Annotated in this window: 22 protein-coding genes, 1 tRNA gene, 1 pseudogene and 1 riboswitch; of the genes and pseudogenes, 13 read left to right on the top strand and 11 right to left on the bottom strand. The window is 63.2% G+C overall.

Annotated elements, in window-relative coordinates:
* Positions 1–117, top strand: a pseudogene (locus ACESMT_RS15870) (IS630 family transposase); the annotation flags it as partial.
* A gap of 103 nt (positions 118–220) precedes the next feature.
* Here ACESMT_RS15870 and ACESMT_RS15865 read toward each other — a convergent pair.
* The 7 genes from ACESMT_RS15865 to cysS form a co-directional block, all read right to left on the bottom strand.
* Positions 221–535 (bottom strand): I78 family peptidase inhibitor, encoded by a 315-nt coding sequence (locus tag ACESMT_RS15865; protein ID WP_372827561.1) that lies wholly within the window; start codon positions 533–535, stop codon positions 221–223.
* A 170-nt stretch (positions 536–705) separates the two neighbouring features.
* Positions 706–798: transfer RNA gene (locus ACESMT_RS15860), tRNA-Ser, on the bottom strand.
* A 57-nt stretch (positions 799–855) separates the two neighbouring features.
* Positions 856–2,121: an aspartate kinase gene (locus ACESMT_RS15855; RefSeq protein WP_372827560.1), complete on the bottom strand. Its 1,266-nt coding sequence runs from the start codon at positions 2,119–2,121 to the stop codon at positions 856–858.
* 92 nt (positions 2,122–2,213) lie between these two features.
* The gene (gene tilS / locus ACESMT_RS15850) at positions 2,214–3,245 is read right to left on the bottom strand and encodes a tRNA lysidine(34) synthetase TilS (RefSeq protein WP_372827559.1); all 1,032 of its coding nucleotides are present in this window, start codon (positions 3,243–3,245) and stop codon (positions 2,214–2,216) included.
* Entirely contained in the window at positions 3,208–4,185 is a 978-nt protein-coding gene (locus ACESMT_RS15845; protein ID WP_372827558.1) for an acetyl-CoA carboxylase carboxyltransferase subunit alpha, read from the bottom strand. Before ACESMT_RS15845 ends, tilS begins: the two co-directional genes overlap by 38 nt.
* Positions 4,186–4,295: 110 nt before the next feature.
* The gene (locus tag ACESMT_RS15840; RefSeq protein WP_372827557.1) at positions 4,296–4,988 is read right to left on the bottom strand and encodes a DNA-3-methyladenine glycosylase; all 693 of its coding nucleotides are present in this window, start codon (positions 4,986–4,988) and stop codon (positions 4,296–4,298) included.
* Positions 4,989–5,043: 55 nt separating this feature from the next.
* Entirely contained in the window at positions 5,044–6,420 is a 1,377-nt protein-coding gene (gene cysS, locus ACESMT_RS15835) for a cysteine--tRNA ligase (RefSeq protein WP_372827556.1), read from the bottom strand.
* A gap of 198 nt (positions 6,421–6,618) precedes the next feature.
* On the opposite strand from cysS, the gene ACESMT_RS15830 reads away from it, so the two are divergent.
* The 9 genes from ACESMT_RS15830 to ACESMT_RS15790 all read left to right on the top strand — a co-directional run bounded on the left by ACESMT_RS15830 (position 6,619) and on the right by ACESMT_RS15790 (position 14,794).
* Complete coding sequence (locus tag ACESMT_RS15830; RefSeq protein WP_372827555.1) at positions 6,619–7,677, top strand: tetratricopeptide repeat protein; 1,059 nt, start codon at positions 6,619–6,621, stop codon at positions 7,675–7,677.
* A gap of 72 nt (positions 7,678–7,749) precedes the next feature.
* On the top strand, positions 7,750–9,030 hold the full coding sequence (locus tag ACESMT_RS15825) for a L,D-transpeptidase family protein (protein ID WP_372827554.1): 1,281 nt from the start codon (positions 7,750–7,752) through the stop codon (positions 9,028–9,030).
* Positions 9,027–9,716: a peptidylprolyl isomerase gene (locus ACESMT_RS15820; protein ID WP_372827553.1), complete on the top strand. Its 690-nt coding sequence runs from the start codon at positions 9,027–9,029 to the stop codon at positions 9,714–9,716. The genes ACESMT_RS15825 and ACESMT_RS15820 overlap by 4 nt, the downstream gene beginning before the upstream one ends.
* A 5-nt stretch (positions 9,717–9,721) precedes the next feature.
* Positions 9,722–10,228 carry a peptidylprolyl isomerase gene (locus tag ACESMT_RS15815; protein ID WP_372827552.1) on the top strand — a complete coding sequence of 169 codons (507 nt, stop codon included), beginning with the start codon at positions 9,722–9,724 and terminating at the stop codon, positions 10,226–10,228.
* Between the two features lie 35 nt (positions 10,229–10,263).
* Complete coding sequence (locus ACESMT_RS15810; RefSeq protein WP_372827551.1) at positions 10,264–11,067, top strand: UDP-2,3-diacylglucosamine diphosphatase; 804 nt, start codon at positions 10,264–10,266, stop codon at positions 11,065–11,067.
* A gap of 6 nt (positions 11,068–11,073) precedes the next feature.
* A complete protein-coding gene (locus tag ACESMT_RS15805) occupies positions 11,074–11,856 on the top strand; it encodes a zinc-dependent peptidase (RefSeq protein ID WP_372827550.1) in 783 nt (260 codons plus the stop codon).
* 138 nt (positions 11,857–11,994) lie between these two features.
* The gene (locus ACESMT_RS15800) at positions 11,995–12,900 is read left to right on the top strand and encodes a hypothetical protein (RefSeq protein ID WP_372827549.1); all 906 of its coding nucleotides are present in this window, start codon (positions 11,995–11,997) and stop codon (positions 12,898–12,900) included.
* Positions 12,901–13,103: 203 nt separating this feature from the next.
* Positions 13,104–13,718 (top strand): sigma-70 family RNA polymerase sigma factor, encoded by a 615-nt coding sequence (locus ACESMT_RS15795; protein ID WP_372827562.1) that lies wholly within the window; start codon positions 13,104–13,106, stop codon positions 13,716–13,718.
* On the top strand, positions 13,715–14,794 hold the full coding sequence (locus ACESMT_RS15790; RefSeq protein WP_372827548.1) for an ankyrin repeat domain-containing protein: 1,080 nt from the start codon (positions 13,715–13,717) through the stop codon (positions 14,792–14,794). Before ACESMT_RS15795 ends, ACESMT_RS15790 begins: the two co-directional genes overlap by 4 nt.
* A 109-nt stretch (positions 14,795–14,903) precedes the next feature.
* On the opposite strand, the gene ACESMT_RS15785 is transcribed toward ACESMT_RS15790, so the two are convergent.
* Both ACESMT_RS15785 and ACESMT_RS15780 read right to left on the bottom strand, forming a co-directional pair.
* Positions 14,904–15,581, bottom strand: coding sequence for a hemolysin III family protein (locus tag ACESMT_RS15785; RefSeq protein ID WP_372827547.1), 678 nt, complete (start codon positions 15,579–15,581; stop codon positions 14,904–14,906).
* Positions 15,578–18,406, bottom strand: a complete 2,829-nt coding sequence (locus ACESMT_RS15780; protein WP_372827546.1) for a DUF349 domain-containing protein — start codon at positions 18,404–18,406, stop codon at positions 15,578–15,580. Before ACESMT_RS15780 ends, ACESMT_RS15785 begins: the two co-directional genes overlap by 4 nt.
* Before the next feature lie 1,283 nt (positions 18,407–19,689).
* Between ACESMT_RS15780 and ACESMT_RS15775 the strand changes: the two genes are divergently transcribed.
* From ACESMT_RS15775 to nrdR, 3 genes are all read left to right on the top strand, one after another.
* A complete protein-coding gene (locus ACESMT_RS15775) occupies positions 19,690–20,565 on the top strand; it encodes a transglycosylase SLT domain-containing protein (RefSeq protein WP_372827545.1) in 876 nt (291 codons plus the stop codon).
* A 49-nt stretch (positions 20,566–20,614) separates the two neighbouring features.
* Positions 20,615–20,746: riboswitch (ZMP/ZTP riboswitch) on the top strand.
* Between the two features lie 48 nt (positions 20,747–20,794).
* Positions 20,795–22,054 carry a serine hydroxymethyltransferase gene (glyA, locus tag ACESMT_RS15770; RefSeq protein WP_372827544.1) on the top strand — a complete coding sequence of 420 codons (1,260 nt, stop codon included), beginning with the start codon at positions 20,795–20,797 and terminating at the stop codon, positions 22,052–22,054.
* A 133-nt stretch (positions 22,055–22,187) separates the two neighbouring features.
* Complete coding sequence (gene nrdR, locus ACESMT_RS15765; protein ID WP_372827543.1) at positions 22,188–22,637, top strand: transcriptional regulator NrdR; 450 nt, start codon at positions 22,188–22,190, stop codon at positions 22,635–22,637.
* A gap of 20 nt (positions 22,638–22,657) precedes the next feature.
* On the opposite strand, the gene ACESMT_RS15760 is transcribed toward nrdR, so the two are convergent.
* Together ACESMT_RS15760 and ACESMT_RS15755 are read right to left on the bottom strand one after the other, a co-directional pair.
* Entirely contained in the window at positions 22,658–23,155 is a 498-nt protein-coding gene (locus ACESMT_RS15760) for a type IV pilin protein (RefSeq protein WP_372827542.1), read from the bottom strand.
* Positions 23,122–24,612, bottom strand: a 1,491-nt coding sequence (locus ACESMT_RS15755; RefSeq protein ID WP_372827541.1) for a pilus assembly protein, incomplete at its 5' end; no start/stop codon positions are given. The genes ACESMT_RS15755 and ACESMT_RS15760, both read right to left, overlap by 34 nt.

The following is a 24,612-nucleotide window of genomic DNA, read 5'->3' as shown; positions in this document are numbered from 1 at the left end:
ATCAGAACCAAGGCCAGATTACGCGAGGCCGCCAACGAGCACATGGCGATGCTGAAGCAAAACCCCCAGCGCGTTATGAGCTACTTTCAGGATAGTCGGGTTCGATATGCGGCTTAAGACTTCACAGGGCCGGAGCAATAATGGGGAGTCTTCTGAAAATGTAGCAAAAGAGGGTGCCGCTGTGTGAAAAAGCGTGCTGCATCGCGCCAGGGGACTCTGCCTAACCACAGCGCGCGCGCGTGATGACGCCGGCGGTGTCCACATCCAGGTTGAGGCGCTGGGCATTGAACTCCATGGTGACAACCTGGTTGGGGCGCAGCACACGTGCCATGTAGGAGCCGGAGCGCTGGCGCGCCTGTTCGACGAGGCTGGCAGCGGCGGTCTTGCCAATGGCAAATTGGGCACCCTGGGCATTGCATATCGCCTCCGAGGGGCCGGCGGGCAGCGGACCACTTGTCGCGGGAGGGCTCGCTGGTGTGGTGCAGCCCAGAAGAACCACCGCCGTCAAGCTGCAAAGCACGAGTTTCAAAGCCATGTTGTCTCCATGAGTAAATCGCTCACCATAACGCCTGTAGGCCGCCTGTGCCCGCTTTATTACGCCTGGTTGCCTCGTTGGAACCACACAAGCAGGGGTTGCGCGCAACACAACTAAAACATGCGGCGACAACAAAAAAGCCGCCCGAAGGCGGCTTTTTGTTTTCATACTGGCGGAAACGGAGGGATTCGAACCCTCGATGAGGCTCTACACCCCATACTCCCTTAGCAGGGGAGCACCTTCGGCCACTCGGTCACGTTTCCTGATTTCTGGCTAGCATGATTATCTCACGACTTGCGTCGGTGTCCAGCGCAGCGGGCTCAGGCGGGCTGGTCCAGGTCAAAGGCCTTGTGCAACGCGCGCACGGCGAGCTCCATGTATTTTTCGTCGATCACGACCGAGGTCTTGATCTCGCTGGTAGAAATCATCTGGATGTTGATGCCCTCTTCGCTCAGCACGCGAAACATCTTGCTGGCAATGCCAACATGGCTGCGCATGCCGATGCCGACGATGCTGACCTTGCAGATCTTGGCGTCGCCAGTGATCTCCTGTGCACCCAGCTTGGGCAGAACCTTGTCGCTGAGCAGATCCATCGCCCTGGCGTAGTCATTGCGGTGCACGGTGAAACTGAAGTCGGTTTTGCCGTCCTTGCTGATGTTCTGGATGATCACATCCACCTCGATGTTGGCATCGGCCACAGCACCCAGGATCTGATAGGCAATGCCCGGCGTGTCGGGCACGCCCAGGATGGAGATTTTGGCTTCGTCGCGGTTGAATGCGATGCCCGATACGATGGCTTGTTCCATTTTTTCGTCTTCCTCAAAACTGATCAGGGTGCCGGACTTGGCCTCTTCGTCGATGTTGATGTCCCAGTCGGTAAAACTCGACAACACACGCAGCGGCACCTTGTACTTGCCGGCAAACTCCACCGAGCGGATCTGCAGCACCTTGGAGCCCATCGATGCCATCTCCAGCATCTCTTCAAAACTGATGGTGATCAGGCGCCGCGCTTCAGGCACAACGCGCGGGTCGGTGGTGTAGACGCCGTCCACGTCGGTGTAGATCAGGCACTCGTGGGCCTTCAGCGCGGCGGCAATCGCCACAGCCGAGGTGTCAGAGCCACCGCGGCCCAGCGTGGTGACGTTGCCGCCTTCGTCCACGCCCTGAAAGCCAGTGATGATGACCACCCTGCCGGCGTCGAGATCGGCGCGCACGCGCTTGTCGTCAATCGACTCGATGCGTGCCTTGGTGTGGGCGCTGTTGGTCTTGATGGCAACCTGCCAGCCGGCGTAACTCACCGCGGGCATGCCTTCGGCCTGCAGCGCTATGGCCAGCAGCGCGCTCGATGCCTGCTCGCCCGTGGCGGCCAGAGCGTCGAGTTCGCGGTGGTAGGCATCATGAGCCTGCGATGATGCCAACTCTTTGGCCAGACCCAGCAGGCGGTTGGTTTCGCCACTCATGGCGCTCGGCACCACCACCATCTGGTGGCCGGCGCGCGCCCACTTGGCGACGCGTTTGGCGACGTTGCGGATGCGCTCGGTCGAGCCCATCGACGTGCCGCCGTATTTATGAACGATCAAGGCCATTGCAGGAGGTCAATCAGGGGTTGGTTGGCGAACTGGTCTGCGGCAGCGGATGCCCCTTTCGGGAAGGCTTGGGCCGCCAGCAAAGCCCCCGATTATATCGGCCCGTCGGTGCCAGCCGCGTACGCAAGATGGTCGCCGGCGCGCGTGACATGCCCGGCCGCCACCTTGAGGTGTATCCGGTGGCCGCGTGTGGTGCAGGCCTCAACCTGCCCCAGCAACTGCTCGAGCTGGGCGGCGCTGGGCGTGGCCTGGTGGGACGCCAGCAGCCACTGACGCAGCGCATTGGCCTGCCGCGCCCGTGACAGGCCCCGCAAGGCCCCGATGACAGGTGGCACGCCGACCCGCGCGAGGTCTTCGTTGGCCAATTCCACCAGCAGGGCCTGCGCCTGGGCCGCATGCCGGGCACTGCGCGCAAAGGTCTCGCGGAACTGCGGAAAAGCATGCTGCAACGCCGGAAGCAGGCGCGCCCGGATGCGGTTGCGGGTGTACCGCTCGTCGGTGTTGGTCGGGTCGTCAACAAAAGGAATGCCGTTTTGCGTCAGCCAGTGGCGCAGGTCGGCGGCGGGCACGTGCAGCAAAGGGCGATGAAACAGCCTGCCGCCACGCTCGAACTGCGCTGCCATCGCGGAAAGACCGGGTAAACCGGCACCGCGGCTCAGCGCCAGCAGCAGGGTTTCAGCCTGGTCATCGGCGTGTTGGCCGAGCAGCACACCCTGCAAACCGAGCTGTCTGGCGGCGTCCCCCAAGGCCGCATAACGTGCCCGGCGCGCCGAGTCTTCGGGGCTGTCGCCGGGTGCAGCGGACGCATCAACACGCACCACATGCAGCGGCACATTCAGGCGCCTGCAGGTTTCTTCGCAGATCGTCACAAAATCATCGGCAGCGGCCTGCAGGCCGTGGTGGATATGGATCGCCGTGACCTGCCCCTGCCAGTGCTGCGCAGCGGCCAGCAGCAAGGCGGTGGAATCAGCACCACCGCTGTAGGCAACGCCAACGGGCAATACCGGAAAGAGCTGGTTCAGCGCTGCCAGCGCCGGATTCGGAAGACTCAGTCCGGCGCTTGACGCCGGGCTGGTCAGCGGCGGCTTATTTGGCGTCGGCTTTGGTGTCGGTGTAGCGGCCATAACTTTGCAGGCGCTCGTAGCGGCGGTCCAGCAGCTCCTTGACCTTGAGGTCGCTGACCTGACGGAAAGCGTCGTTGAGCGCACGCTTCAAAAAGGCCGCCATCTGCTTGTGGTCGCGGTGCGCGCCGCCCACCGGTTCGTTGACGATCTTGTCGATCACGCCCAGCGCCTTGAGCCGGTGCGCGGTGATGCCCAGCGCCTCGGCGGCCTCCTCGGCTTTTTCTGAAGTCTTCCAGAGGATGGAAGCGCAGCCCTCGGGGCTGATGACGGAGTAGATCGAGTACTGCAGCATCACGACCTGGTCGGCCACTGAAATCGCCAGCGCGCCGCCGGAGCCGCCCTCACCAATGATGGTGGTGATGATGGGCACCTCAAGCTGCGCCATTTCAAAAATGTTGCGGCCAATGGCCTCGGACTGGCTGCGCTCCTCGGCGTCAATGCCGGGGTAGGCGCCCGGGGTATCGACAAAGGTGAACACCGGCAGCTTGAATTTTTCGGCGGTTTTCATCAGGCGCAAGGCCTTTCGGTAACCCTCGGGTTTGCTCATGCCGAAGTTGCGCAGGCCGCGCTCTTTGGTGTCGCGACCCTTCTGGTGGCCCAGCACCATGCAGGCGTTGCCGTTGAAACGCGCCAGGCCGCCGACGATGCTCAGGTCATCGGAAAAATGCCGGTCGCCGTGCAGTTCGACAAAATCGGTGAAGAGTTCGTTGACATAGTCCAGCGTGTAGGGCCGCTCGGGATGGCGCGCAATCTTGGTGATTTGCCACGGGGTCAGGTCGCTGTAGATGTCCTTGGTAAGTTGCTGGCTTTTCTTGGCGAGCTGGTCGATTTCTTCCGAGATATCGACGGCAGACTCGGTCTGCACATAACGCAACTCTTCTATTTTTCCTTCAAGCTCGGCAATCGGCTGCTCGAAATCGAGGAAGGTCTTCTTGGCCATGTCATGCCTCCTGACGAGCCACCTCTAGGGAGGCATACACCCCCTCGGGGGGCAGTGAACGAAAGTGAATGCGGGGGCTCATTGCTGCTCCTCAGGCTTCTTTGATCGGATTACTCAGCGCCCAGAACCGGCAAAGGGTCCAGCGAGCGCCAAATATACCAAGTTGCAACGCTGCAATACGGTGTCCAGGCGGCGGCGACTTCCCGCGCATCGCTGCGACTCACCGCTTCTCCGGAAAAATAGTTCTGGCTGATGCCGTTGATCAGGCCCACATCGTCCAGCGGCAATACATTGGGACGCCGCAAATAGAAAATCAAAAACATCTCGGCCGTCCAGCGGCCTATGCCGCGGATGGCGATCAGTTCGGCAATGATGGCCTCGTCGTCCATCGCCTGCCAGTCCTTCACATGCACCGTGCCGGCGTCGAAGTGGATGGACAGGTCGACCAGGTACTCGACCTTGCGTGCACTCAGTCCAGCGGCGCGCATATCGTCCACCTTGAGCTTGAGAACGTTGCCCGGTGTCATCTTCCGGGGCAGGGCCGCAAAGCGGTGCCAGACGGTTTGCGCCGCCTTGACCGAGATCTGCTGGCCGACGATGCTGCGCGCCAGCGTGCTGAAGGCGTCGCCGCGCGACTGCAGGCAGGCGTCGCCGAACTGCGGAATCAGGCGTTTCATGACCCGGTCTTTTTTGACCAGGTGTTTGCAGGCCTCGGACCAGTACGCAGGAACCGTGGTTGCGGCAGGCTCCCCAACTTCCGTCAGCTCGGTGCTGGCCGGGCCGCTTTTTACTATCTTTTTCATAGCTGCTTGCGCCCGTCCGTCAAGGGCTGGAGGCCGAAATAACTTGAATAAATGGTCAAGACCGGGCTTCCCAGGTCGTGCCTTGCGGCGAGTCTTTCAGGACGATGCCCCGGGCGAGCAGGTCCTGGCGGATGCGGTCGGCTTCGGCAAAATTTTTGGCCGCCTTGGCCAGGGCGCGCTGGGCGATCAGGTCTTGAATGGCGGCTTCGTCCAGTCCCGCGCCGGCCTGCAGAAAGGCCTGCGGATCGCCCTGCAGCAGCCCCAGGATGCCGCCCAGGCTTTTGAGCAAGCCAGCCAGTTCGGCCGATCCTGTTTTGTTGACTTCACCAGCCAGCTCGAACAGAACGGCTACGGCCTCGGGCGTTCCGAAATCTTCGTCCATGGCTGCCTTGAAACGCGCGGCCAAGGGATGCGACCAGTCGATGGCCGTGTTGGCAGGCGCGACCTGACCAAGCGCGGTGTACAGCCGCTTGAGCGCGGCCTTCGCATCGTCCAGGTGCGTATCGCTGTAGTTGAGCGCGCTGCGGTAATGCGCGCGCACGATGAAAAAGCGGATGGTCTCGGCGTCGTAGCGGGCCAGAACATCACGGATGGTGAAGAAGTTGCCCAGGCTTTTGGACATCTTCTCGTTGTCCACCCGGACAAAACCGTTGTGCATCCAGAACTTTGCCAGGGGCTTGCCGTTGGCGCCTTCGCTCTGCGCGATCTCGTTTTCGTGGTGCGGAAACTGCAGGTCAGCGCCGCCGCCGTGGATGTCGAAGGTCTCGCCCAGGGTCTGGCAGCTCATGGCCGAGCATTCAATGTGCCAGCCTGGTCGGCCGGGACCGTAGGCGCTGTCCCATTTGGCATCGTCCGGCTCGTCTGGTTTGGCGCGTTTCCAGAGCACAAAATCAAGCGGGTCTCCCTTGCCTTCGAGTACGGCCACCCGCTCGCCCGCACGCAACTCGTCAAGCGACTTGCCGGAGAGTTTGCCGTAGCCGGGGAACTTGCGCACGGCGTAGTTCATGTCGCCCGTGGTGCCGCGGTAGGCCAAGCCTTTGTCCTCAAGCGCGGCAATCATGGACAACATCTGCGGCACATACTCCGTGGCGCGCGGCTCCAGGCTGGGCGGCTCGATGCCGAGGGCGCCTATGTCCTGATGCATCGCGGCAATCATCTCGTCAGTGAGCGCACGGATGGTGATGTTGCGCTCCAGGGCGCGCTTGATGATCTTGTCGTCGATATCGGTGATGTTGCGCACATAGGTGACCGCATAACCGCTTGCCTTGAGCCAGCGCTGCACCACATCAAAAGCCATCATCATGCGGGCATGGCCGATGTGGCAGAGGTCGTAAATCGTCATGCCGCAGACGTACATGCGGACTTGCCCAGGCACCAAAGGCGAAAAATCTTCTACGGCACGCGACAGCGTGTTGTAAATGCGAAGGCTCATGAAGGTCTGGAATTTCAGCCCGGCTTGAATCGCCGGACCGGTGAAAATGCTGGAACCGGGGCCAAGATTAAACTATACCCCTCAGATACAATCGCCCAGTATATCCAGCTGGTCGGAGCCCGTGCAGCATGCTGCAATGACTGCTTTTGCAGGCTCAGGTTTTTGTGCCCGCCCTCCCCAATGCTTCCCAGAGGAAATATGTCCAAGTCAGCATCCCTTTCGAGCAACCCCTTGTTGGCTGCAGTGCGCTGGCTGGCGGTGGCGGCGGCCTTTTCCATGTCGTTGCTGCCGGCAGCCCATGCCGACGACTACACCGACGTGAATGATCTGATCCGCTCCGGCAAACTCACTGAAGCGCTGGCCAAGGCCGATAAGTATCTGGCGGGCAAGCCACGCGATCCGCAAATGCGCTTCCTCAAGGGTGTGATCCAGACCGAGGCCGGCAAACCGTCCGACGCCATCAGCACCTTCACGAAAATCACCCAGGACTACCCGGAGCTGCCCGAGCCGTACAACAACCTGGCCGTGCTTTTCGCTGGCCAGAACCAGTTCGACAAGGCCAGGGCCGCCCTCGAGATGGCGATCCGCACCAACCCGAGCTACGCCACTGCCCACGAAAACCTGGGTGACGTCTACGCGAAACTCGCAAGCCAGGCGTACAGCAAGGCGCTGCAGCTGGACGGCGGCAACGCCGGCGTGCAGCCCAAGCTGGCGCTGATCCGCACGCTGTTCAGCGCCGAGCCCAAGGGACAAAAACCGGCAGGCAGCAATACATCGTCCGGGCCCGTCACCGTACCCCCATCGCCTGCCGCTCCCGCGGCACCCGCAGCACCGCGCCCGACCCCGGCGGTACCGGCCACGCCGGCACCAGCGCCCGCATCCCCGGCCGCGCCAGAGGCTGCAGTGTCCGTCAGTGCCGCCGAAAAAGACGTTGAAGCCGCCGTACGCGCCTGGGCCAGTGCCTGGGCCGCCAAGGATATGGCGGCCTACCTCGCAGCCTACGGCAAGGATTTCGACACCCCCGGCAACCAGTCGCGCAAGGCCTGGGAAGAAGAGCGCCGCAGCCGTATCGTCGGCAAGTCGAGCATCAGCGTGAAGCTCAGCAACCTCTCTGTGGCTGTCAAGGGCAGCAAGGCCACCGCCAAATTCAAGCAGGACTACAGCGCCGACACCCTCAATGTCTCCAGCCGCAAGACCCTCAATATGGCCAAGGCCGGCGAACGCTGGCTGATCGTGCGGGAATCCACCGGCGGCTGATGCAGATGGCTGGCACTACCTCCGGTACATGCGTCCTGCGGGCCGCACGGATTTTTTCGCCTGACCACTAACATGCAACGGTCCATCACTCTTTTTCTGCTTGCCTTCTCGGTGCTGTTCAGTGCTGCGGCAGCCACCGACAGCAGCTCGAAAAAAAGCAAAAAAGAAACATCCCGCGCAGCCGGCACCGAAAAGCGCGAGCGTGCCGTGCGACCGGCCGCAGCTGCGACCGCCGCCTCCAGGGAGGGTGATGCCGAGGCGCGGTTGATCGAGATCTACAAACTTGCCGGTCGGGCCAAAGTGCGTGAGGCGCTGGCCAAAGCCGAGCGGCTGGTCGGCGACCACCCCAATTTCCAGCTCGCGCAGCTGGTGTATGGCGATTTGCTGGCGGCCCAGGTCCGACCCCTACGCTCATGGGGCGACGTGCCCGATGGACCGGCGCAGGCGGGCGCAGGCATGTTGGGCGAGCTTCGCCAGGAGTCCCTGCTGCGGCTGAAGGCCCTGCGCGAGCGGCCAGCTGCGGGCACCATTCCCTCGCAATTTCTGACACTTTCGCCGCGCAATAAACACGCGATTGCGGTGGACGCGTCCCGGGCCCGGCTCTACCTGTTTGAAAACACCCCCACCGGCCTGAAGCTGCTGGATGACTACTACATCTCGCTCGGCAAGTCGGGCATTGAAAAATCGATCGAGGGTGATTCGCGCACCCCGCTGGGCGTTTATTTTGTGACCAGCAATCTGGACCCGAAGTCCCTGAAAGACTTCTATGGCGCTGGCGCGCTGCCCATCAATTACCCCAATGCGCTGGATCTCAAACGGGGCAAGACCGGCGGCGGCATCTGGCTGCACGGCACGCCGCCCACACAGTTTTCACGCGCGCCACTGGCCAGCGACGGCTGCGTGGTGCTGGCCAACCCGGACCTCGAACGCATCATTCGCACAGTGGAAGTGCGCACCACCCCCGTGGTGATCGCCCAGAGCCTCAGATGGGTAGCGCCGCACAGCGCCAAAGCAGAGAGCAAGGCCTTTGAAGATGCGCTGCACACCTGGCACAAGGCACGCTCGGGCAGCGACCTCGCCGCCCTCACCAGCCTGTACACCAGCGACTTCAACAGCTATGGCAAAACACTGGCCGACTGGGCCGCACTGTTGCGCAAAGACCTTGAAAAAACTGCAGGCCGCCCGATACAACTCAAGGACTTGTCCTACCTGCGCTGGACCGACAGCAATGACACCATGGTGGTCACCTTTGCCGAGGTGGTCCATGGCGCGCGCACCGGCCCGACCCGGCGCCAGTATTGGGTGCGTCAGGGCAGCCAGTGGAAGATCTTTTTTGAAGGAGTGATTGGATGATTTCCGGAAAATCAACGCGGCGTGCGTGCCTGGCGCTGGCCACGATCAGCCTGCTGGCCAGCCAGGCCTGGGCCCAGGCTTCAGCGGCAGCGCCGCGCGTGAAGTTCGCCACCACCGCCGGCGACTTCGTGGTCGAGGTCTACCCTGACAAAGCGCCCAAAACCGTCGAAAATTTCCTGCAATACGTCAAGGACAAACACTATGACGGCACAGTGTTCCACCGCGTGATCAACAACTTCATGGTGCAGGGCGGCGGCTACGACACCAGTTATGCCGAGAAGAAAACCCGCACGCCCGTAACGCACGAGGGCCGCGAGGCGCTGGCCAAAGGTGGCGACAAAAACGTGGTTGGCACGCTGGCAATGGCGCGCACCAACGACCCACACTCTGCCTCCTCGCAGTTTTTCATCAACGTCAAGGACAACGATTTCCTCAACCCCACCGTGATTCCCCCGGGCGACCCGGTGCCGAAGTTCGAGTACCAGGGCCGCGTCTATGAAAACACATCGCGCGCACAGCTTGTCAACGCGCCGCAGCTGTTCGGCTACACCGTGTTCGGCAAGGTCGTCAGCGGCATGGATGTCGTTAACAAGATCAAGGCCACCCCCACCGGCGCGGGCGGCCCCTTCCCCGGCGACGTGCCCAAGACGCCCATTCTCATCAACTCTGCAACCCTCCTCAAGTAACGATCATGAGCAATCCCCAAGTCGAACTCCACATTGCCGGCCACGGCGTCATCACCCTTGAACTGGACCAGGAAAAAGCGCCCAAGTCGGTCGCCAACTTCCTGAGCTACGTCGCCAAGGGCCACTACGACAACACCGTCTTCCATCGCGTGATTCCTGGCTTTATGGTGCAGGGCGGCGGTTTCACGCCAGGCATGAAACAAAAACCGTCCGATGCACCGATTGCCAACGAAGCGGCCAACGGCCTGAAAAACGACAAGTACACCGTGGCGATGGCCCGCACCAACGTGCCCGACTCGGCCACTGCGCAGTTTTTCATCAACGCCTCCGACAACGGCTTCCTGAACCACAGCTCGCCCACACCTTCGGGCTGGGGCTACGCGGTGTTCGGCAAAGTCGTCTCGGGCACCGATGTTGTTGACAAGATCGAAGCCGTCAAGACCGGCAGCAAGGGTGGCCACAGCGACGTGCCGCAAGCCGATGTCGTGATTGAAAAAGTGGTCGCACTCTAAGCGCCGCCTTCAACCGCCCCACGTCACTCGTGCCCATGGCCCCGGCCGCGCCCCAGATCGCGGAGCTTGTTGCTCCCGCATCCTGGCGCACGGTCGATTTTATTTCCGACATCCACCTGCAGGCCGGCGAACCCGCCACCTTCAATGCCTGGAAGACTTATCTGGAAGGCACAACCGCTGACGCGTTGTTCATCCTCGGCGACCTGTTTGACGCCTGGGTCGGAGACGACGCGGTCGGCACGGTGTCAGGCGCGGATGCCGCCCCCAACTTTGACGCCCAGTGCGCGCAGGTGCTGCAGGCGGCAGGCGCGCGCATGGCCCTGTATGTCATGCATGGCAACCGTGACTTCCTGATCGGCCCGCAGTTGATGGCGCAGTGCAACGGCACCTTGCTGGCCGACCCCACGGTATTGACGTTTGCCAGCCGGCGCTGGCTGCTCAGCCACGGTGACGCGCTGTGCGTGGACGATGTGGACTACATGCGCTTTCGCGAGCAGGTGCGGGGCAGCGAGTGGCAGCAGGCCTTTCTGGCCCAGCCCCTGGCCGCCCGCCAGGCAGTCGCGCGAGGCTTGCGCCAGAAAAGCCGTCAGCAGCACGACCTACGCCGACAGTCAGGCGCCCCATCCATTGACGTGGACGGCGGCGCCGCGCGCCAGTGGCTGCAGGCTGCCAACGCGCCGGTGCTGATTCACGGGCACACCCACCAGCCCGCAGTACACGCCCTGGGCGCGGGCCTGGAGCGCGTGGTGCTCAGCGACTGGGACGCAGCCGACGAACCGCCGCGCGCCCAGGTGCTGCGCCTGGATGCCTCGGGCCTGCAGCGCGTCGCGCTGGCATAAACGACGATGCTGGACCAGCTGTTTCGGCTGTTCAGGGGCGAGCCTGCGGAGCGCGCCATCCCCGACGCGCTGTGGCAGGCGACGCTGGCGCATTACCCTTTTCTCGCAGCGCTTCCCCAGGCTCAGCGCGACCACCTGCGCATCCTCAGCAGCCGTTTTCTGGCTCAGAAAGAATTTCACGGCGCGCAGGGCATGCTGATCACCGACGCCATCGCGGTCGCGATTGCCGCACAGGCCTGCCTGCCGGTGCTGCGCCTGGGGCTGGACTGGTACGACGACTTTGTCGGCATCGTGGTCCACCCCAGCCAGATGCTGGCGCGGCGCGAGCAGACCGACGAAGCCGGCGTAGTGCACCGCTACAGCGAGGTGCTGGCCGGCGAAGCCATGGACCGCGGCCCGGTCACCCTGAGCTGGCAGGACGTGGCGAGCGCCGGCGAATTGGCCGGGCAAGGCTACAACGTGGTGATCCACGAGTTTGTCCACAAGATCGACATGAAGAACGGCACACCCGACGGCTGCCCGCCCCTGCCCTCACGCGCGGCGCGCGCGGCCTGGCACGACACCATGCAGGCCGCCTACACCAGCTTTCGCGACAAGGTGACCATCGCCGAGCGCTTCGGCGGCGAGCCGACCTGGCTGGACGCCTATGGCGCCACTTCACCGGCCGAGTTTTTCGCGGTGGCCTGCGAGGCCTACTTCGTGAACCGGCCGCGCTTCACCGAAGACTTTGCGTCGCTCACAGAGCTGTTTGACCATTTCTTCAGGCGAAATAGCCCTCTAGCCCTTTAGCAGCGGGCGCAAGCAGCTATCAATTCAGTAGTGATCAGGCAGAGCGACCAGGCCAGCCTGGTTATTTTTCGTCATTTTTAACCCCATCGCGCCACTTGCCCCGTTTCAACAGGTTCCATCACTTTTTCTGGAACCGACATGAAATCGCAACTTCCTGCCCTGACTGGCCTGTCCCTGCTGCTGGCCGCGCTGGCCCTCACCGCCAGCCTGCCCGCGCATGCTGTCGGCCGGCTTGCCGACGTGACGGTCATCGACCGCGACTCCGGCGCCAGCCTGCCCGTGCATTACCACCGCGGCGAGCACTGGGTGGCCGGCCAGCCCGGCGCGCGGTATGCCATCTCGGTGCGCAACCGGCTCGGCGAGCGTATCCTGGCCGTGCCTTCGGTGGACGGCGTCAATGTGCTCAGCGGCGAAACCGCCGCCTGGGACCAGACCGGTTATGTCTTTTCGGCCTGGCAGCCCTACCAGATCACCGGTTGGCGAAAAAGCAGCAGCGAGGTCGCGGCCTTCGAGTTTTCAAGCGTCGCCGACTCCTACGCGGGACGCACCGGGCGGCCCGCGCATGTGGGCGTGATCGGCGTGGCGCTGTTCAGGGAGAAGCTGCCCGAGCCGGTTGCGCAGGCGCCCGCGCCGTTCGAGCGGCGCGGGCGCGAGGCCGACGCGTCTGGCGCCCTGCGCCATTCGCCACCTGGGCCATCGGCACCGGCTCCGGCCGCCCGCTACGGCGCCGCCGAATCGCAAGAGGCACCTGCGGCGGCCGACAGCCTGGCACGCGCACCGTCTTTGGCACCCCAGCGCCCGTCGTCCCTGCCGGGCGCCAAACTGGGCACGGCCCACGGCGCACGCGAGACCTCGGTGGTGTCGCACACCAGTTTCACGCGCCTGCAGGCCCAGCCCAACGAGATCATCCGCATCCGTTACGACAGCCGCGACAACCTGGTGGCAGCCGGTGTGATACGCGAGCCGGTGGCCTACCCGCGGCAGCCTTGGCCCAATGCCTTTCCGCAGTCGGGCAACGCCTCGTATGTGCCTGACCCTTACTAGCCCCCACGGTTGTTCACTGCGTGTAACGCCCTGCACCTTGCAGGCCGCCGCTCGCCAGAGGCTTCGCTTCTGTTACCTGTCCAAACCTGCTCAAGCAGGTTCGGAGCCGCAGGCACCAGCCCCGAGGGGGCCACTGCGCCTGCGGACTGGCAGAGCCATATCCGCGGCCCCTGCTTGATTGGAGAGCCGTGATACGCTGGCACATGCCTTGCGCCCCGACGACAGACGCTGCAGCCGACAACAGCGATGAATCGCTGATGCTGCGTTATGCGGCGGGCGAGGTCGCAGCCTTCGAGCTGCTGTACGGTCGGCATGAGATGCGTGTCTGGCGCTACCTGTTTCGCAGTGTGAAGGTGCAGGCCGTGGCCGACGACCTGCTGCAGGACGTCTGGTTTGCGGTGGCGCGGCAGGCCAGCGGCTACCAGGTCAGCGCGCGTTTCACCACCTGGGTCTTCACCATCGCGCACAACCGGCTGGTGGACCACTTTCGCAGTGCCAAAAACCATCTGAGCCTGCATGGCCACGGCTCTGGCGGCAGCGGCGACGACGATGACAGCGGCGCACTGGAAGACACGCTGGCAGCCGACTCGGGCTTTGGTCCGGTGCGCCAGCTTGAGTCGCGCGAGCAGGCCGCGGCGCTGATGGTGGCCGTCGAGCAGCTCGCGCCCGAGCAGCGCGAAGCCTTCTTGCTGCAGGCTGAGGCCGGCATGAACGTGCAGGACATTGCGCACACCACCGGCGTGAGTTTTGAAACCGCCAAGAGCCGCCTGCGTTATGCGCGCAGCAAGCTGCGGCAACAGTTACTGGAGTTTGCATGACCCGGCCCGACGACCCATCCACCGACGAGCTGATTGCGCGTTACCACGAGGCCAGCGCACGGGACACACGCCGGCCCGCAGACCCCGTGCGCGAAGCCGTGCTGGCCCACGCACGCATGGTGAATGCATCCAGCCACCCGCAGGCCGCCGGGCCGGATGCCGGCAAAGCCGTGCCGGCCAACCAGTCGCGCTGGAAGCTGTCGTTGCTCGCCAGCGTGGCGCTGGCCGCGCTCAGTGGTTTGCTGGTGCTGCAGTTTGACCGCGGCACGCCCGAAGAGCAGGACGCGGGGTATGGCCAGCGCAACCCCTCTGTGAGCGCTGCGCCGCCCTTGCCTGCCGCCGCCCCGATTGCGCCGCCGCAACCCCCCTCCGCAGCTGCGCCAGTGATCCCACGCGCCGGGCCGCAGGAGGAGCCCCCCCGGTCAGCGCAGCAAAAAGCCGCAGCGCCCGCCCAGTCAGGCGCAGGGACAACGCGCAACGAGGCGGCTGACCGCAGAGCAAGCACGACCCCCCAGGCACGCGAAGCCGGAGCCGCGTCCCCTGCCCGTCTGGCCGATGCCGCGCCCGCCACCAGCCCACGCGAGCAGGCCGACGCGGCCTTCCCCGCGTCGCCAGCAACCTCGAAAGGCATCGCACCACCGCCGCCCGCACCCGCAGCAGCCCCACGCACCAACGACGCAGCGTCGCTGCGCAGCGCAGCGCCGACTCAACCGCAGGAAGCATCGAGAGGGCAAGAAGCGCAGGAAAGTCGGGCACAGCAGGCACCACGCGCCCGGCTGCTGCCCGGCAGCCCGGCGGCAGCAATGGCGATGGCGCTGCACGAAGCCGCGCGCACAGGCCGCATCACGCAACTTGACAGCCTGCTCCGCCAGGGCGCGCTCATCAATGAGCCCGACGCTGCGGGCCGCACCCCGTTGGCGCTGGCGGTGATTCACGGCCAGACCGCTGCGGTGCAGCGCCTGCTCGCGGCGGGCGCCAACACAGCATGGGTTGATCGTGAGGGGCTTACTGCGCTGCAACACGCGAGGCGGCTTGGCCTGAGCCCGATCGCCAGCCTGATCGAAGCGGCTTCCTGAAGGGGTTTGACCCGCCCCGGCCTGATTTGCATAATAGATTGGCCTGCAGTCCTTTGAATACGGGCGCGAGCAGCTATAAATTCAATAGCATGGAAGCTGCGGCGGGCAATCAGGCGGCGTAAAAAAACACCGCCACCACATGGCAGGCTGTGCCAGCCGCCACAAACAGGTGCCAGACAAAATGCGCATAGCGCCACCGGCTGTCGCTGACGAAAAAAATCACGCCCAGGGTGTAGGCCAGGCCGCCCGCCAGCAGCCAGAACAGGCCCCAGCCAGGCACAAGTTGCCACATCGGCTTGATGGCGATGAGCGCGATCCAGCCCATGGCAAGGTACAAGGCAGTCGAAACGCGCGGGTAACGGATGCCGGCCACGGCCTTGACGGCGACACCGGCCAGCGCCATGGCCCAGACCAGGCCGAACAGCGTCCAACCCCAGGGGCCGCGCAGCACGCCGAGCGTGAACGGCGTATAGGTGCCGGCGATGAGCAGGTAGATCGCGCTGTGGTCGAGCACCTGGAAAACCCTTTTCACGCGCGCCGGCGGAAAGGCGTGGTACAGCATCGACGCGCTGTACAGCAGCACCATGGTCGCGGCAAAAATGCTGGTGCCGACGACGGCAGCCGCATCGCCGCGCTGCGCGGCGGACACGACCAGGAAAGGCGCGGCGATGAGCACGGCCAGCAGCGCCACCCCGTGGCTGACGCTGTTGGCTATTTCTTCGCCCAGCGTCTGTGCCCGGTCTCGCGGCAGGGCCGCGGCCGTCAGCGCGAGCACCGGCACACTCATCGTTTGATCAGCGCCTTCAGCACATTCTGCAAACGCCGCACATGCGCCGCGTCATACGGCGCGGCCAGCACTTTGGCTGTGTCCTCGCCCCATGTCTGCGCGGGCGCAGGGTCGTTGCGTTTGGTCAGCAGCACCAGTTGCAACATACGGCGTGCGCTCAGGTGTTCGGCCGGTGTCGGCAGCTCGGCAGCGATCTCAAGACGCAGCAAGGTGTCGGCCGCCTCGCCTTTGGGCGCCGACGACAGCGCCTGGGTCCAGGCATTGCGTGCGGCCGGCGTCACCAGCTTGCCAAGGGCCGAGGCGTCAGGCACCAGCGCCGGGTCGCGTTTTTCCCAGGCGGTCAACAGATTCGTGAGCACCTCGCCGTGCGCCTGCTCCGACAGCTTGCGCAGAGCTTGCTGCGCGTGCTCGAAAGCTTCGCGCTGCGCGCGGAAAGCCGCGTCGCCCAAGCGCGGGCCGCGTTCTTCGTAGGCGGGCCTGTCGCTGAAACGGCTTTCGCGCTCGGGGCGGTAGGGTTCGAACTTGTTGTCGGCCGGCCGGTTGCCGCGTCCGTCGGGCTTGCCGCCACCAGGACGCGCGTCCTTGCGGTCGCCAAATTTTCCGCCGCGGCCGGCGGGCGCAGCCTCGGCCTTGCGCATGCCGGGGCGGTCGTCGCCGCGCATGGCCACCACGGGCTTGGCGGGTTTCGGTGGCGGTGCCGCAGGCGCGGGCGCTGCGGTGTCGGCCGGGGTTTCAGCGGCGGGTTCGGCTGCGGCTGTTTGCTCGCCTTCTACAGCGGCGTCCTGGGCAGGTGTTTCGTCTGCTATTATTTCAGGAGCAGCTTGTGCAGACACGTCAAGGGCTGGCGCCTGATTTTTTTCTACATCCGGGGCAGCGGCTTCTGCCGGCGCGGCGGGCGCGGCCGCAGCGGGTGCGACCGGCGCAGGCGGCACATACTGGCCGCGCAGGCCGGCTTCGAGGTCAGCCATGGCAGTTCGGATTTTCTGCACGTCGCCGGCCGCGTTGGCGGCGTCCAGCGCCTTGGACAACACAACCACCAGGCGGTCGTGTTCGCCCAGAGACGACGCGGCTTTTTCGCGCTCGGCGGTCTTGCGCTGAAAGGCGTCATCGATCGGCTTGCGAAAAGCATCCCAGAGTTTTTGCTCCTGCTTGCGCTCGATGGGCACGCCTTGCGCCTCATGCTGCCAGCGCTGCTGCAGATGCTTGACGGCATCTATATGAAGCTGCGGTTCGGCGCCCAGCACCTGGGCTTCCTCGATCATGGCCTTGCGGCGTGCCAGGCTGTCGGCGCGCGCCGCCTTCAGCGCAGCATCGGCCGCGTCCATGGCGGCTTTCCATGGCGGCTGGATCTCGGCAAAGGCTTTTTCGCTCAGGTGACCGGCCGCCGTCCACTTTTCGACAAACCCATTGAGGCTGCGGATCTGGTGCTTCCAGTCGGTGTTGCCCTGGTTGGCTTCGGCCCAGGCCAGCACCTCGTCGATCAGCACGCGGCGCTCGGCCTTGACGGTTTCGCTTTGCTCCTTGACCTTTTCCAGCCAGGCTTCGACGACCTTGTGGGCCTCGTTGCAGGCATCGTCGAAACGCTTCCAGAGGGCGTGGTTGGGGATACCGCCCTGGTCGCTGGTTTTCCAGAGCTCGCGCATGGCGCGCAGGGCTTCCTGCTGCTTGCGTCCGCCCAGCGGCTTGGCGAGCAGCGCTTCGGCCTTGGTGACAAGTTCTTCGCGGATCTGGTCGGCGCGCCAACGCTGCCAGCCTTCGAGCTCGCCGGCCGACGTCAATGCTGCATGCGCTGCAGCCTCCAGCGCGCTGTCGATGTTACGGATGTTGTCCTTGAGCGCCTGGCGCAGTTCGGCAGCCACCTTGGGCGTGGCTTTGCCATGGCCCTCAGTCACTTCATGCTCGAGTTTGGTCAGCGCCGCCTGCACGGTGGCGCTGGATTTTTCGCGCATCTCCTTGAGAACGGCCGGGTCCAGCCTGGCCTTGGGCGCGCGCGCCGGGCGCTCGCCTTCGGCGCCGTCAGTACTGCGCGGCGTGCCGCGCGCGCTGCGCAATTCGTCGGCCCAGACCGGCACCACCGGCAGTGGCGCGGCCGCGTCTCCGGCAGCGGCCACGGCCAGCGACAGTGCGCCCTGGAAGGCTTCCCACACCGCCAGCAACTGGCCGCGCGAGGCCTCCAGCAGTGGCGGGAACTTCGGGTCCACGCTGGCCCAGTTGGCGTCCTGCGCAATCTCGTCGGCCTGGCCCTGCCAGTTCGTGACGTCGGCGCGCAGCGCGTCCCAGGCGGACTGCGCATCGCGCCAGGGCTTGGTTGACAACACCTCGATGCGCTGGGCAATCAGCACGGCGGCCTCGCGCTGCACCTGGGTGCGGTGCTGCAGGTCTTCAATCGTTTTGACGCGGTCGGCGAGCTGGACCTTCAGACCCGCCAGCGGTTCGCGCGAGAGCGGCGCGCCAGCCTTGGCGGCGTCGCGCTGCCACGCCAGGGCATCGGCGAGGTTGAGTTTCTTCAGCGCCAGCAACGCCTGCCCCTTGTCGGCCCACTCGGCTGCAACAACCTCCTGGTTTTTGGCGCGTTTGGCTTCGTCGAGTTTTTCTTTCAGCGGTTTGGCCGCCCCCTTGTCGCGGTTGGCCAGGTCCTTGTAGACCTCGGCCATCTGCTCGGCACTGGGGCCGGTCGCCAGCCACTCGCGGATGCGCGCCGTGCGTTCGCCCGACGTGGGCGCCGAAAAGGCACCGCCCGTCAGGCCGTCCAGCGGGTGGCTGTCGCCCGTTTTGGTGGATGGCGTTTTCACGGCGGGGGTTTCAGGCTTGGAAGGTTTGGACATGGGAAAACGCAGCATAAAAAATTAAAAAGGTCCGCTGGAAAAAAAGTTGCGGGCCGGATGTCGAGCCAGGGCTTGCGGGGCCTGACCAAACCTTCCTGCCAGCGATTGCGGTCCGGACGGGTAATGGATGATGAACAGTGAGCGGCGAAAATACGGGCCATGGCTCTCATGGAGCCCTCAAAGAGCTTGCAAGGCCCGGGCACCCCCTTGCTCTAAAAATAAAGCAATGCGCGTATTTTCGCTGTTTTTGCGGTACCGCCAAATAAAGCTCTGCACGGAGTGTCCATTTGCTCTTCGCCGGAACGGTTTTGGCGGCACCGAGGAAGCGCCGCAACGGCGCCAGATCCTTGCTTGCGAGGCAGGATGGCCTCCAGGGACGACGCGCCCCACAGCCCGGTATCTGTATATATAAGCGGTTGATGGTGAGCTGGGCGCTTCCTGGAGAGAAAGCTGCGCAGATGCAGGCTCGGAAGGCCCCGCACCAGCTTGCCCTACCCCGCCCGGCCATGGCGATAGACAGCGCATGCCGCGTGAGTTCAAGCGCAAGGCCGTCGCCCCAATGAAAAACCCCGGGCAGCCAGGCCGACCGGGGCTGACGGCGAGCATGATGCTCATGCCGTCGGGCTTCGCAAAGAAGAGGAGTTCGTCTCCAGTGCGACGAAAGCAAGTGATTGCTCTCAGGTTGACCGGGATTGGTTACCCGGCTAATGCTTGAGGTACTCAAGCACCTGCAGGTTAAACCTGATGCGGGCGGCAAGCAAGTCAATATTTGTAATCAAACTATGTCCGGCGATTGCGTTTTTCTTGAGGATTTATATCTCGGGAATTTGTCCTACAGACAAAGGGGAGGCCTGGTCATTCACCTCATTTTCAGCTCAGCTTGAATGCTCCAGCACTTTCCGTAAAAACGCTGCAAGGCTTTGAAGTACTTGGGAATTACTGGCAGAACGTACAGTTTTCTGAAAAATTGGCGCAAAAAAGATGGACTTAGAGCCGTCGCCCAAAAATCGCCACAAATGCCCCCAAGCGGGGGTTATGAGCTTGAAAAGCTCAGCTTTATCATAAATTTAATATATTGATAAAGTTTTATATTATTGACAAGTTATTTAGACGGCCCATAGAATTCGCCGTCCCACGAAAAACCAAGGGACAACCCGAACCCGCTGCCGAACCCGGCAAAGTCAGACGAGGGGTCCACACCGCCAAAGCGCAAGCATTGGTTTGATGGCGACCCAATCCAAGTGTGACGGCTCACAAAGCCGCCGCACACAGAAAGGAGTGCTATGACAGCGCTAGGACAATCAAGCCACGCAGCCACCTTGCGGGCCATCCAGAAAAACGTGGGTGCCAGTCTTGCCAACATCGTAGACGACATCGCCCACGGATTTTTTGAAATCACGCACAACAGCTTCGCCCTGGTCGGCCTGGCCGTCGTGTTTGCAGTGATCACGCTGACTGCCCGGCCCGACCTGCGCCAGGCTGGCGAATCAAAGTTGATCAGCTGGCTGCAGGAGCGCCGCGAAGCGGCCATCGGTTTTACCGAGCCCGATGCCATCGACCGGGCCACGGCCGCCAACCCCAAGGACCTGCCCAAGCAGCAGGCTGCGGTCGCCTTCTGGCTGAGCCGCAAGTACAGCGTGGCGCCCGAACCGCTGAGCGTGCTGGTGGCAGAGGCCTTCGAGATCGGCCAGAAAGCCAAGCTCGATCCAACGCTGATCCTGGCCATCATGGCCATCGAATCCGGCTTCAACCCGTTTGCGCAAAGCCCGGTAGGCGCGCAGGGCCTGATGCAGGTCATGACCAAGATTCACCACGACAAGTACGAAAACTTCGGCGGCAAGCTGGCCGCTTTTGACCCCGTGACCAACCTGCGCGTCGGCGTCAAGGTGCTGCAGGAATGCATCGCCCGCGCTGGCTCCGTCGAAGCCGGGTTGAAGTATTACGTGGGCGCTGCCAATCTTGAAACCGACGGTGGTTACGCCGCCAAGGTCATGGCCGAGCATGCGCGGCTTCGGGCCGTCGCCAACGGACGAGCGCCTGTGTACGCGCCGGTTCGTCCGCCACTGGCCATTCCGGCCTCGATGCCGCTCAATACCGACAGCCTGGAACTGCCTGGCCCGAAAGCCAGCGAAAAGGTCGCCAGCCTGTCCCTTTCCTGAGGGTTTTGGCCGCACCCCGGCAGTAGCCGGAACGCGACTCCGTTACACTAGGGCCGTGCGCGACTGGCGATAGGTCGTCCTCTGAGTCAGAGGCCCGGCTGACGTGGGATACCACTGGGAAGCGCACCGCTGGCTGCCAATCGGTGGCAGCAGCGTTCAGCCGTTCGCCTGGGCAGCCCTTGTTTCATGCACCCCGTGCCATGACAGGGACACGTCTTGAAGGACTGCCATGTACGACCGCTCCAAACTTATAGAACAAACCGACCCCGAACTTTGGGCTGCCATCGTTGCTGAAAACGCGCGCCAGGAGCAGCACATCGAGCTGATCGCCAGCGAAAACTACGCCTCGCCCGCCGTGATGGCCGCGCAGGGCTCGCAGCTGACCAACAAATACGCCGAGGGCTACCCCGGCCGCCGCTACTACGGCGGCTGTGAGCATGTGGACGTGGCCGAGCAACTGGCCATCGACCGCGTCAAGCAGATTTTCGGCGCCGACGCCGCCAACGTGCAGCCGCATTGCGGCGCCTCGGCCAACGAAGCCGTCTTTTTGGCTTTCCTCAAGCCCGGCGACACCATCATGGGCATGAGCCTGGCCGAAGGCGGCCACCTGACCCACGGCATGGCGCTGAACATCAGCGGCAAGTGGTTCAACGTCGTCTCCTACGGCCTGAACGACAAGGAAGAAATCGACTACGACGCCATGGAACGCAAGGCGCATGAGAGCAAGCCCAAGCTCATCATTGCGGGAGCCTCGGCCTACAGCCTGCAGATTGACTTCGAGCGCTTCGCCAAGGTGGCCAAGGCGGTCGGCGCCATCTTCCTGGTGGACATGGCGCACTACGCCGGTTTGATCGCTGCAGGCGTGTACCCCAACCCGGTGCCGCACGCTGACGTCGTGACCTCAACCACCCACAAAAGCCTGCGCGGCCCGCGCGGCGGCATCATCCTGATGAAGGCCGAACACGAAAAAGCCATCAACAGCGCCATCTTCCCCGGCCTGCAGGGCGGCCCGCTGATGCACGTGATTGCGGCCAAGGCGGTGGCCTTCAAGGAAGCCATGGCGCCAGAGTTCAAGATTTACCAGCAGCAGGTTGTCAAAAACGCACAGATCATGGCGGAGACGTTGACGCAGCGCGGCCTGCGTATCGTCAGTGGCCGCACGGAGAGCCACCTCATGCTGGTGGACCTGCGCGAAAGCTCGACGTGGAAGCATGGCATCACCGGCAAGGAAGCCGAGGCCGTGCTGGGCAGCGCCCACATGACGATCAACAAAAACGCCATCCCCAATGACCCCGAAAAGCCCATGGTCACCAGCGGCGTACGCATCGGCACCCCGGCCATGACCACACGCGGCTTCAAGGACGAAGAAGCGCGCATGACCGCCAACCTGATTGCCGATGTGCTGGACAAGCCGCGCGACGCGGCCAATATCGAGGCCGTGCGCGCCAAGGTCAACGCGCTGACGAGCCGGTTTCCGGTGTACAAGTAATGGCCCCCACGGTCGCGCACTTTGTGTCGCTTCCTGCCCCCCGGGGGGGCCGCTGCGCCTGCGGCCCGGCGAAGCCGGTTCCGCGGCCCCTGCTTGCAAACAGACGTGCGTCTGCTTCTTGCATGGTCGTCGCATGAAATGCCCATTCTGCGGCAACCTCGAGACCCAGGTGGTCGAAACCCGGGTGTCGGAAGACGCAGACTTCATACGTCGCCGCCGCCAGTGCGGGGCGTGTGAAAAACGTTTCACCACCTACGAACGCCCTGACGTCAACTTCCCGGCCATTGTCAAAAAAGACGGGCGGCGCATTGAGTACAAACGCAGCAAGATCCATGACTCCATGAACCTGGCGCTGCGAAAGCGGCCGGTCAGCACCGAACAGGTCGACTCGGCGATTGAACGGATCGAGGAAAAGCTGCTGAACCTGGCCCTCAGGGAAGTGCCCTCCACCCGGCTGGGCGAGCTCGTCATGCGCGAGCTGAAAAAGCTCGACAAGGTGGCCTACGTGCGTTTTGCCAGCGTGTACCGCAGTTTTGAGGACATTGATGAATTCAAGACGCTGGTCGACGAGGTGCGGCGGTAAGCCTGGCGCAGCGTTTTAGCTTAGCGCCAGCACTCTGCAACCGTCGGTACCGTTGTACTTCTTCCCTTGACGCCGGTATTTGTAATCGTCAGTGAACCGCACTTGTCTGCCGCCATGGTTCCAGATGGTGTAGCCGTCAAGGTGTAGGAGTTCACCGTCGCTGCCACGCTCAATGTGTAACGGGTCGGACTACCGGCAGGAAGGATTTGCAGACGAGTTGGAAGCGCCGGATTTCCGTCTGCCGCCGTACTGTAACGATTGTTGGCGCCATAGTAGCGTTCCATGAACTGCTGGGTCTCAAGCAAAGCGGCGGTCGCTTCTGACCTGTTCCCCCGCCTGATGTAGTCCGTGTAAGAGGGGTAGGCAACCGCTGAAAGAATGCCAATGATGGCCACCACAATCATCACTTCGATCAAGGTAAAGCCGGAAGCACGCCCGAGACGACCCAAGGAGCTGGAATTCACAGGTTTCATGGAAAGCCTTGTTAGCGGATTGGCGGATTGATAATTCTGCGCCATACCCGGTCCTTGATTTTCTGGGCAAGGACAGGATCATTCGGCACACAGATACGATAGCCGGTTGTCTGATCCAAAATAGCGCCCATCGTGAACCCCGGCTGACAAAATCCACCGGCACCCCCGCCTCCGCCCGTACCAGTGCCGGGGAGGAAAACCCTGTCGCCGCCAGGGCTGTTGGTGAAAAATCCACTGCTACTCGCGTCTGAAGCACTCACAAAGCCATCTCCGTTGGTGTCAAAAAGTCTATAAGTTGGGTTTTCGCCAGTCGCCACGGGAATCACAAAGGTGATGCCCACACCTGTAGACGCATCACACGCCACCACGTTTTGCGCGGGCGCCAGCGTACTGACAAGGGCCAAGCCCTTGCTGATGGTCAAGGTGCGATTGACCGACCTCAGACCCGTGACAATGCCCAAGTCGATCACCCAGCCGCGCTGGGTGGTGAAGTCAACGTCAGCACCCTCAACGTCATAGAGAACTGCTCCCCCAGACCCAGCCCTCGATGTGACGGTGCGGCTTGCCAGTGAAGCGCGCGTCATGGGACGACTGAACGCCACATCGGACGGCTTGTCCCACACACCATAAATCGCCTGAATCGCCGTGGAATTGGCGTCTGCTTCAGTCACCAGCAAGCCGGTCCCGAAGATCAGCAACTTGCCGCCATCGGGATGGTCAAAAATGCCGGGCGGCTGAGTGATCGGCTGAGCAATTCCACCAGCACTGGCAGCCGAGAACAGCGCGGCACCACCCGAAATTTCGAATCTGCTCGCGGCTCCAGCGTTGTAATCGAACTTCCAGAGTTTTCCTTTCAAGTCACCCGCAAACAGATTGGTAATTTGCCCGAGGCTGTTGCGCTGGACGCTCACGCCGCTTAATCCATTCGAACCGGCGGCATCCACCACCAGCTTTTGAATGGCGCCCGTCTCCAGATTGGCCACAAACAGCACTGCCTTGCCCGCCCCGCTCAGATGGCCATTGCCAAAGATGGCCACCCATTCGCCGTTGGGCAGAACACCTGCTTCGACGCCCGAATAGATATAACCAATATCACTGTCGCTGTCGCTGGACAGCTCCCATCGTATGCTCGATGCGCCCAAATTGGCGGTGTCCGTGACGTCGAGCGCAAAAACGCCGCGTCCGCCAGCCCCCATTGCACCAAGCAGATAGTTGCGCCAACTGGCTGAACCAGCGCTGGGCGCTCTTACATAGGCATCGGTTTCACGAAGTGGCCCGTCAACAAAAAACTGGTGATTGAGCAACTCTGTCCCATACGTCTTATCCGCCAGCTTCGTCAAATTGGGATACACGGTTCGAGGCACAAAAGCAAAAACCTCCTTGCCGTCGTCGGCGGGAATGAGCCCCACGGTGTCCTTGAAACCGTGCAGCATTCCATCATTGCTGCCGGCAAACAAGACCGAAGTGCGCGCGGCTTTCTGGGTCACAAAACTGGCATAACT

Source organism: Polaromonas sp. (assembly GCF_041689105.1).
GTDB lineage: Bacteria > Pseudomonadota > Gammaproteobacteria > Burkholderiales > Burkholderiaceae_C > Polaromonas.
This window is presented reverse-complemented; position numbering and strand designations above follow the sequence as displayed.

Excerpts from the sequence above, each read along its gene's own strand:
- ACESMT_RS15840 (WP_372827557.1), bottom strand. The coding sequence starts at position 4,988 with ATGAAAAAGATAGTAAAAAGCGGCCCGGCCAGCACCGAGCTGACGGAA.
- ACESMT_RS15830 (WP_372827555.1), top strand. The coding sequence starts at position 6,619 with ATGTCCAAGTCAGCATCCCTTTCGAGCAACCCCTTGTTGGCTGCAGTG.
- ACESMT_RS15825 (WP_372827554.1), top strand. The coding sequence starts at position 7,750 with ATGCAACGGTCCATCACTCTTTTTCTGCTTGCCTTCTCGGTGCTGTTC.
- ACESMT_RS15790 (WP_372827548.1), top strand. The coding sequence starts at position 13,715 with ATGACCCGGCCCGACGACCCATCCACCGACGAGCTGATTGCGCGTTAC.
- ACESMT_RS15810 (WP_372827551.1), top strand. The coding sequence starts at position 10,264 with ATGGCCCCGGCCGCGCCCCAGATCGCGGAGCTTGTTGCTCCCGCATCC.
- glyA (WP_372827544.1), top strand. The coding sequence starts at position 20,795 with ATGTACGACCGCTCCAAACTTATAGAACAAACCGACCCCGAACTTTGG.
- nrdR (WP_372827543.1), top strand. The coding sequence starts at position 22,188 with ATGAAATGCCCATTCTGCGGCAACCTCGAGACCCAGGTGGTCGAAACC.
- ACESMT_RS15795 (WP_372827562.1), top strand. The coding sequence starts at position 13,104 with ATGCCTTGCGCCCCGACGACAGACGCTGCAGCCGACAACAGCGATGAA.
- ACESMT_RS15845 (WP_372827558.1), bottom strand. The coding sequence starts at position 4,185 with ATGGCCAAGAAGACCTTCCTCGATTTCGAGCAGCCGATTGCCGAGCTT.
- ACESMT_RS15865 (WP_372827561.1), bottom strand. The coding sequence starts at position 535 with ATGGCTTTGAAACTCGTGCTTTGCAGCTTGACGGCGGTGGTTCTTCTG.
- ACESMT_RS15820 (WP_372827553.1), top strand. The coding sequence starts at position 9,027 with ATGATTTCCGGAAAATCAACGCGGCGTGCGTGCCTGGCGCTGGCCACG.
- ACESMT_RS15815 (WP_372827552.1), top strand. The coding sequence starts at position 9,722 with ATGAGCAATCCCCAAGTCGAACTCCACATTGCCGGCCACGGCGTCATC.
- cysS (WP_372827556.1), bottom strand. The coding sequence starts at position 6,420 with ATGAGCCTTCGCATTTACAACACGCTGTCGCGTGCCGTAGAAGATTTT.
- ACESMT_RS15775 (WP_372827545.1), top strand. The coding sequence starts at position 19,690 with ATGACAGCGCTAGGACAATCAAGCCACGCAGCCACCTTGCGGGCCATC.
- tilS (WP_372827559.1), bottom strand. The coding sequence starts at position 3,245 with ATGGCCGCTACACCGACACCAAAGCCGACGCCAAATAAGCCGCCGCTG.
- ACESMT_RS15780 (WP_372827546.1), bottom strand. The coding sequence starts at position 18,406 with ATGTCCAAACCTTCCAAGCCTGAAACCCCCGCCGTGAAAACGCCATCC.
- ACESMT_RS15855 (WP_372827560.1), bottom strand. The coding sequence starts at position 2,121 with ATGGCCTTGATCGTTCATAAATACGGCGGCACGTCGATGGGCTCGACC.
- ACESMT_RS15760 (WP_372827542.1), bottom strand. The coding sequence starts at position 23,155 with ATGGCGCAGAATTATCAATCCGCCAATCCGCTAACAAGGCTTTCCATG.
- ACESMT_RS15805 (WP_372827550.1), top strand. The coding sequence starts at position 11,074 with ATGCTGGACCAGCTGTTTCGGCTGTTCAGGGGCGAGCCTGCGGAGCGC.
- ACESMT_RS15785 (WP_372827547.1), bottom strand. The coding sequence starts at position 15,581 with ATGAGTGTGCCGGTGCTCGCGCTGACGGCCGCGGCCCTGCCGCGAGAC.
- ACESMT_RS15800 (WP_372827549.1), top strand. The coding sequence starts at position 11,995 with ATGAAATCGCAACTTCCTGCCCTGACTGGCCTGTCCCTGCTGCTGGCC.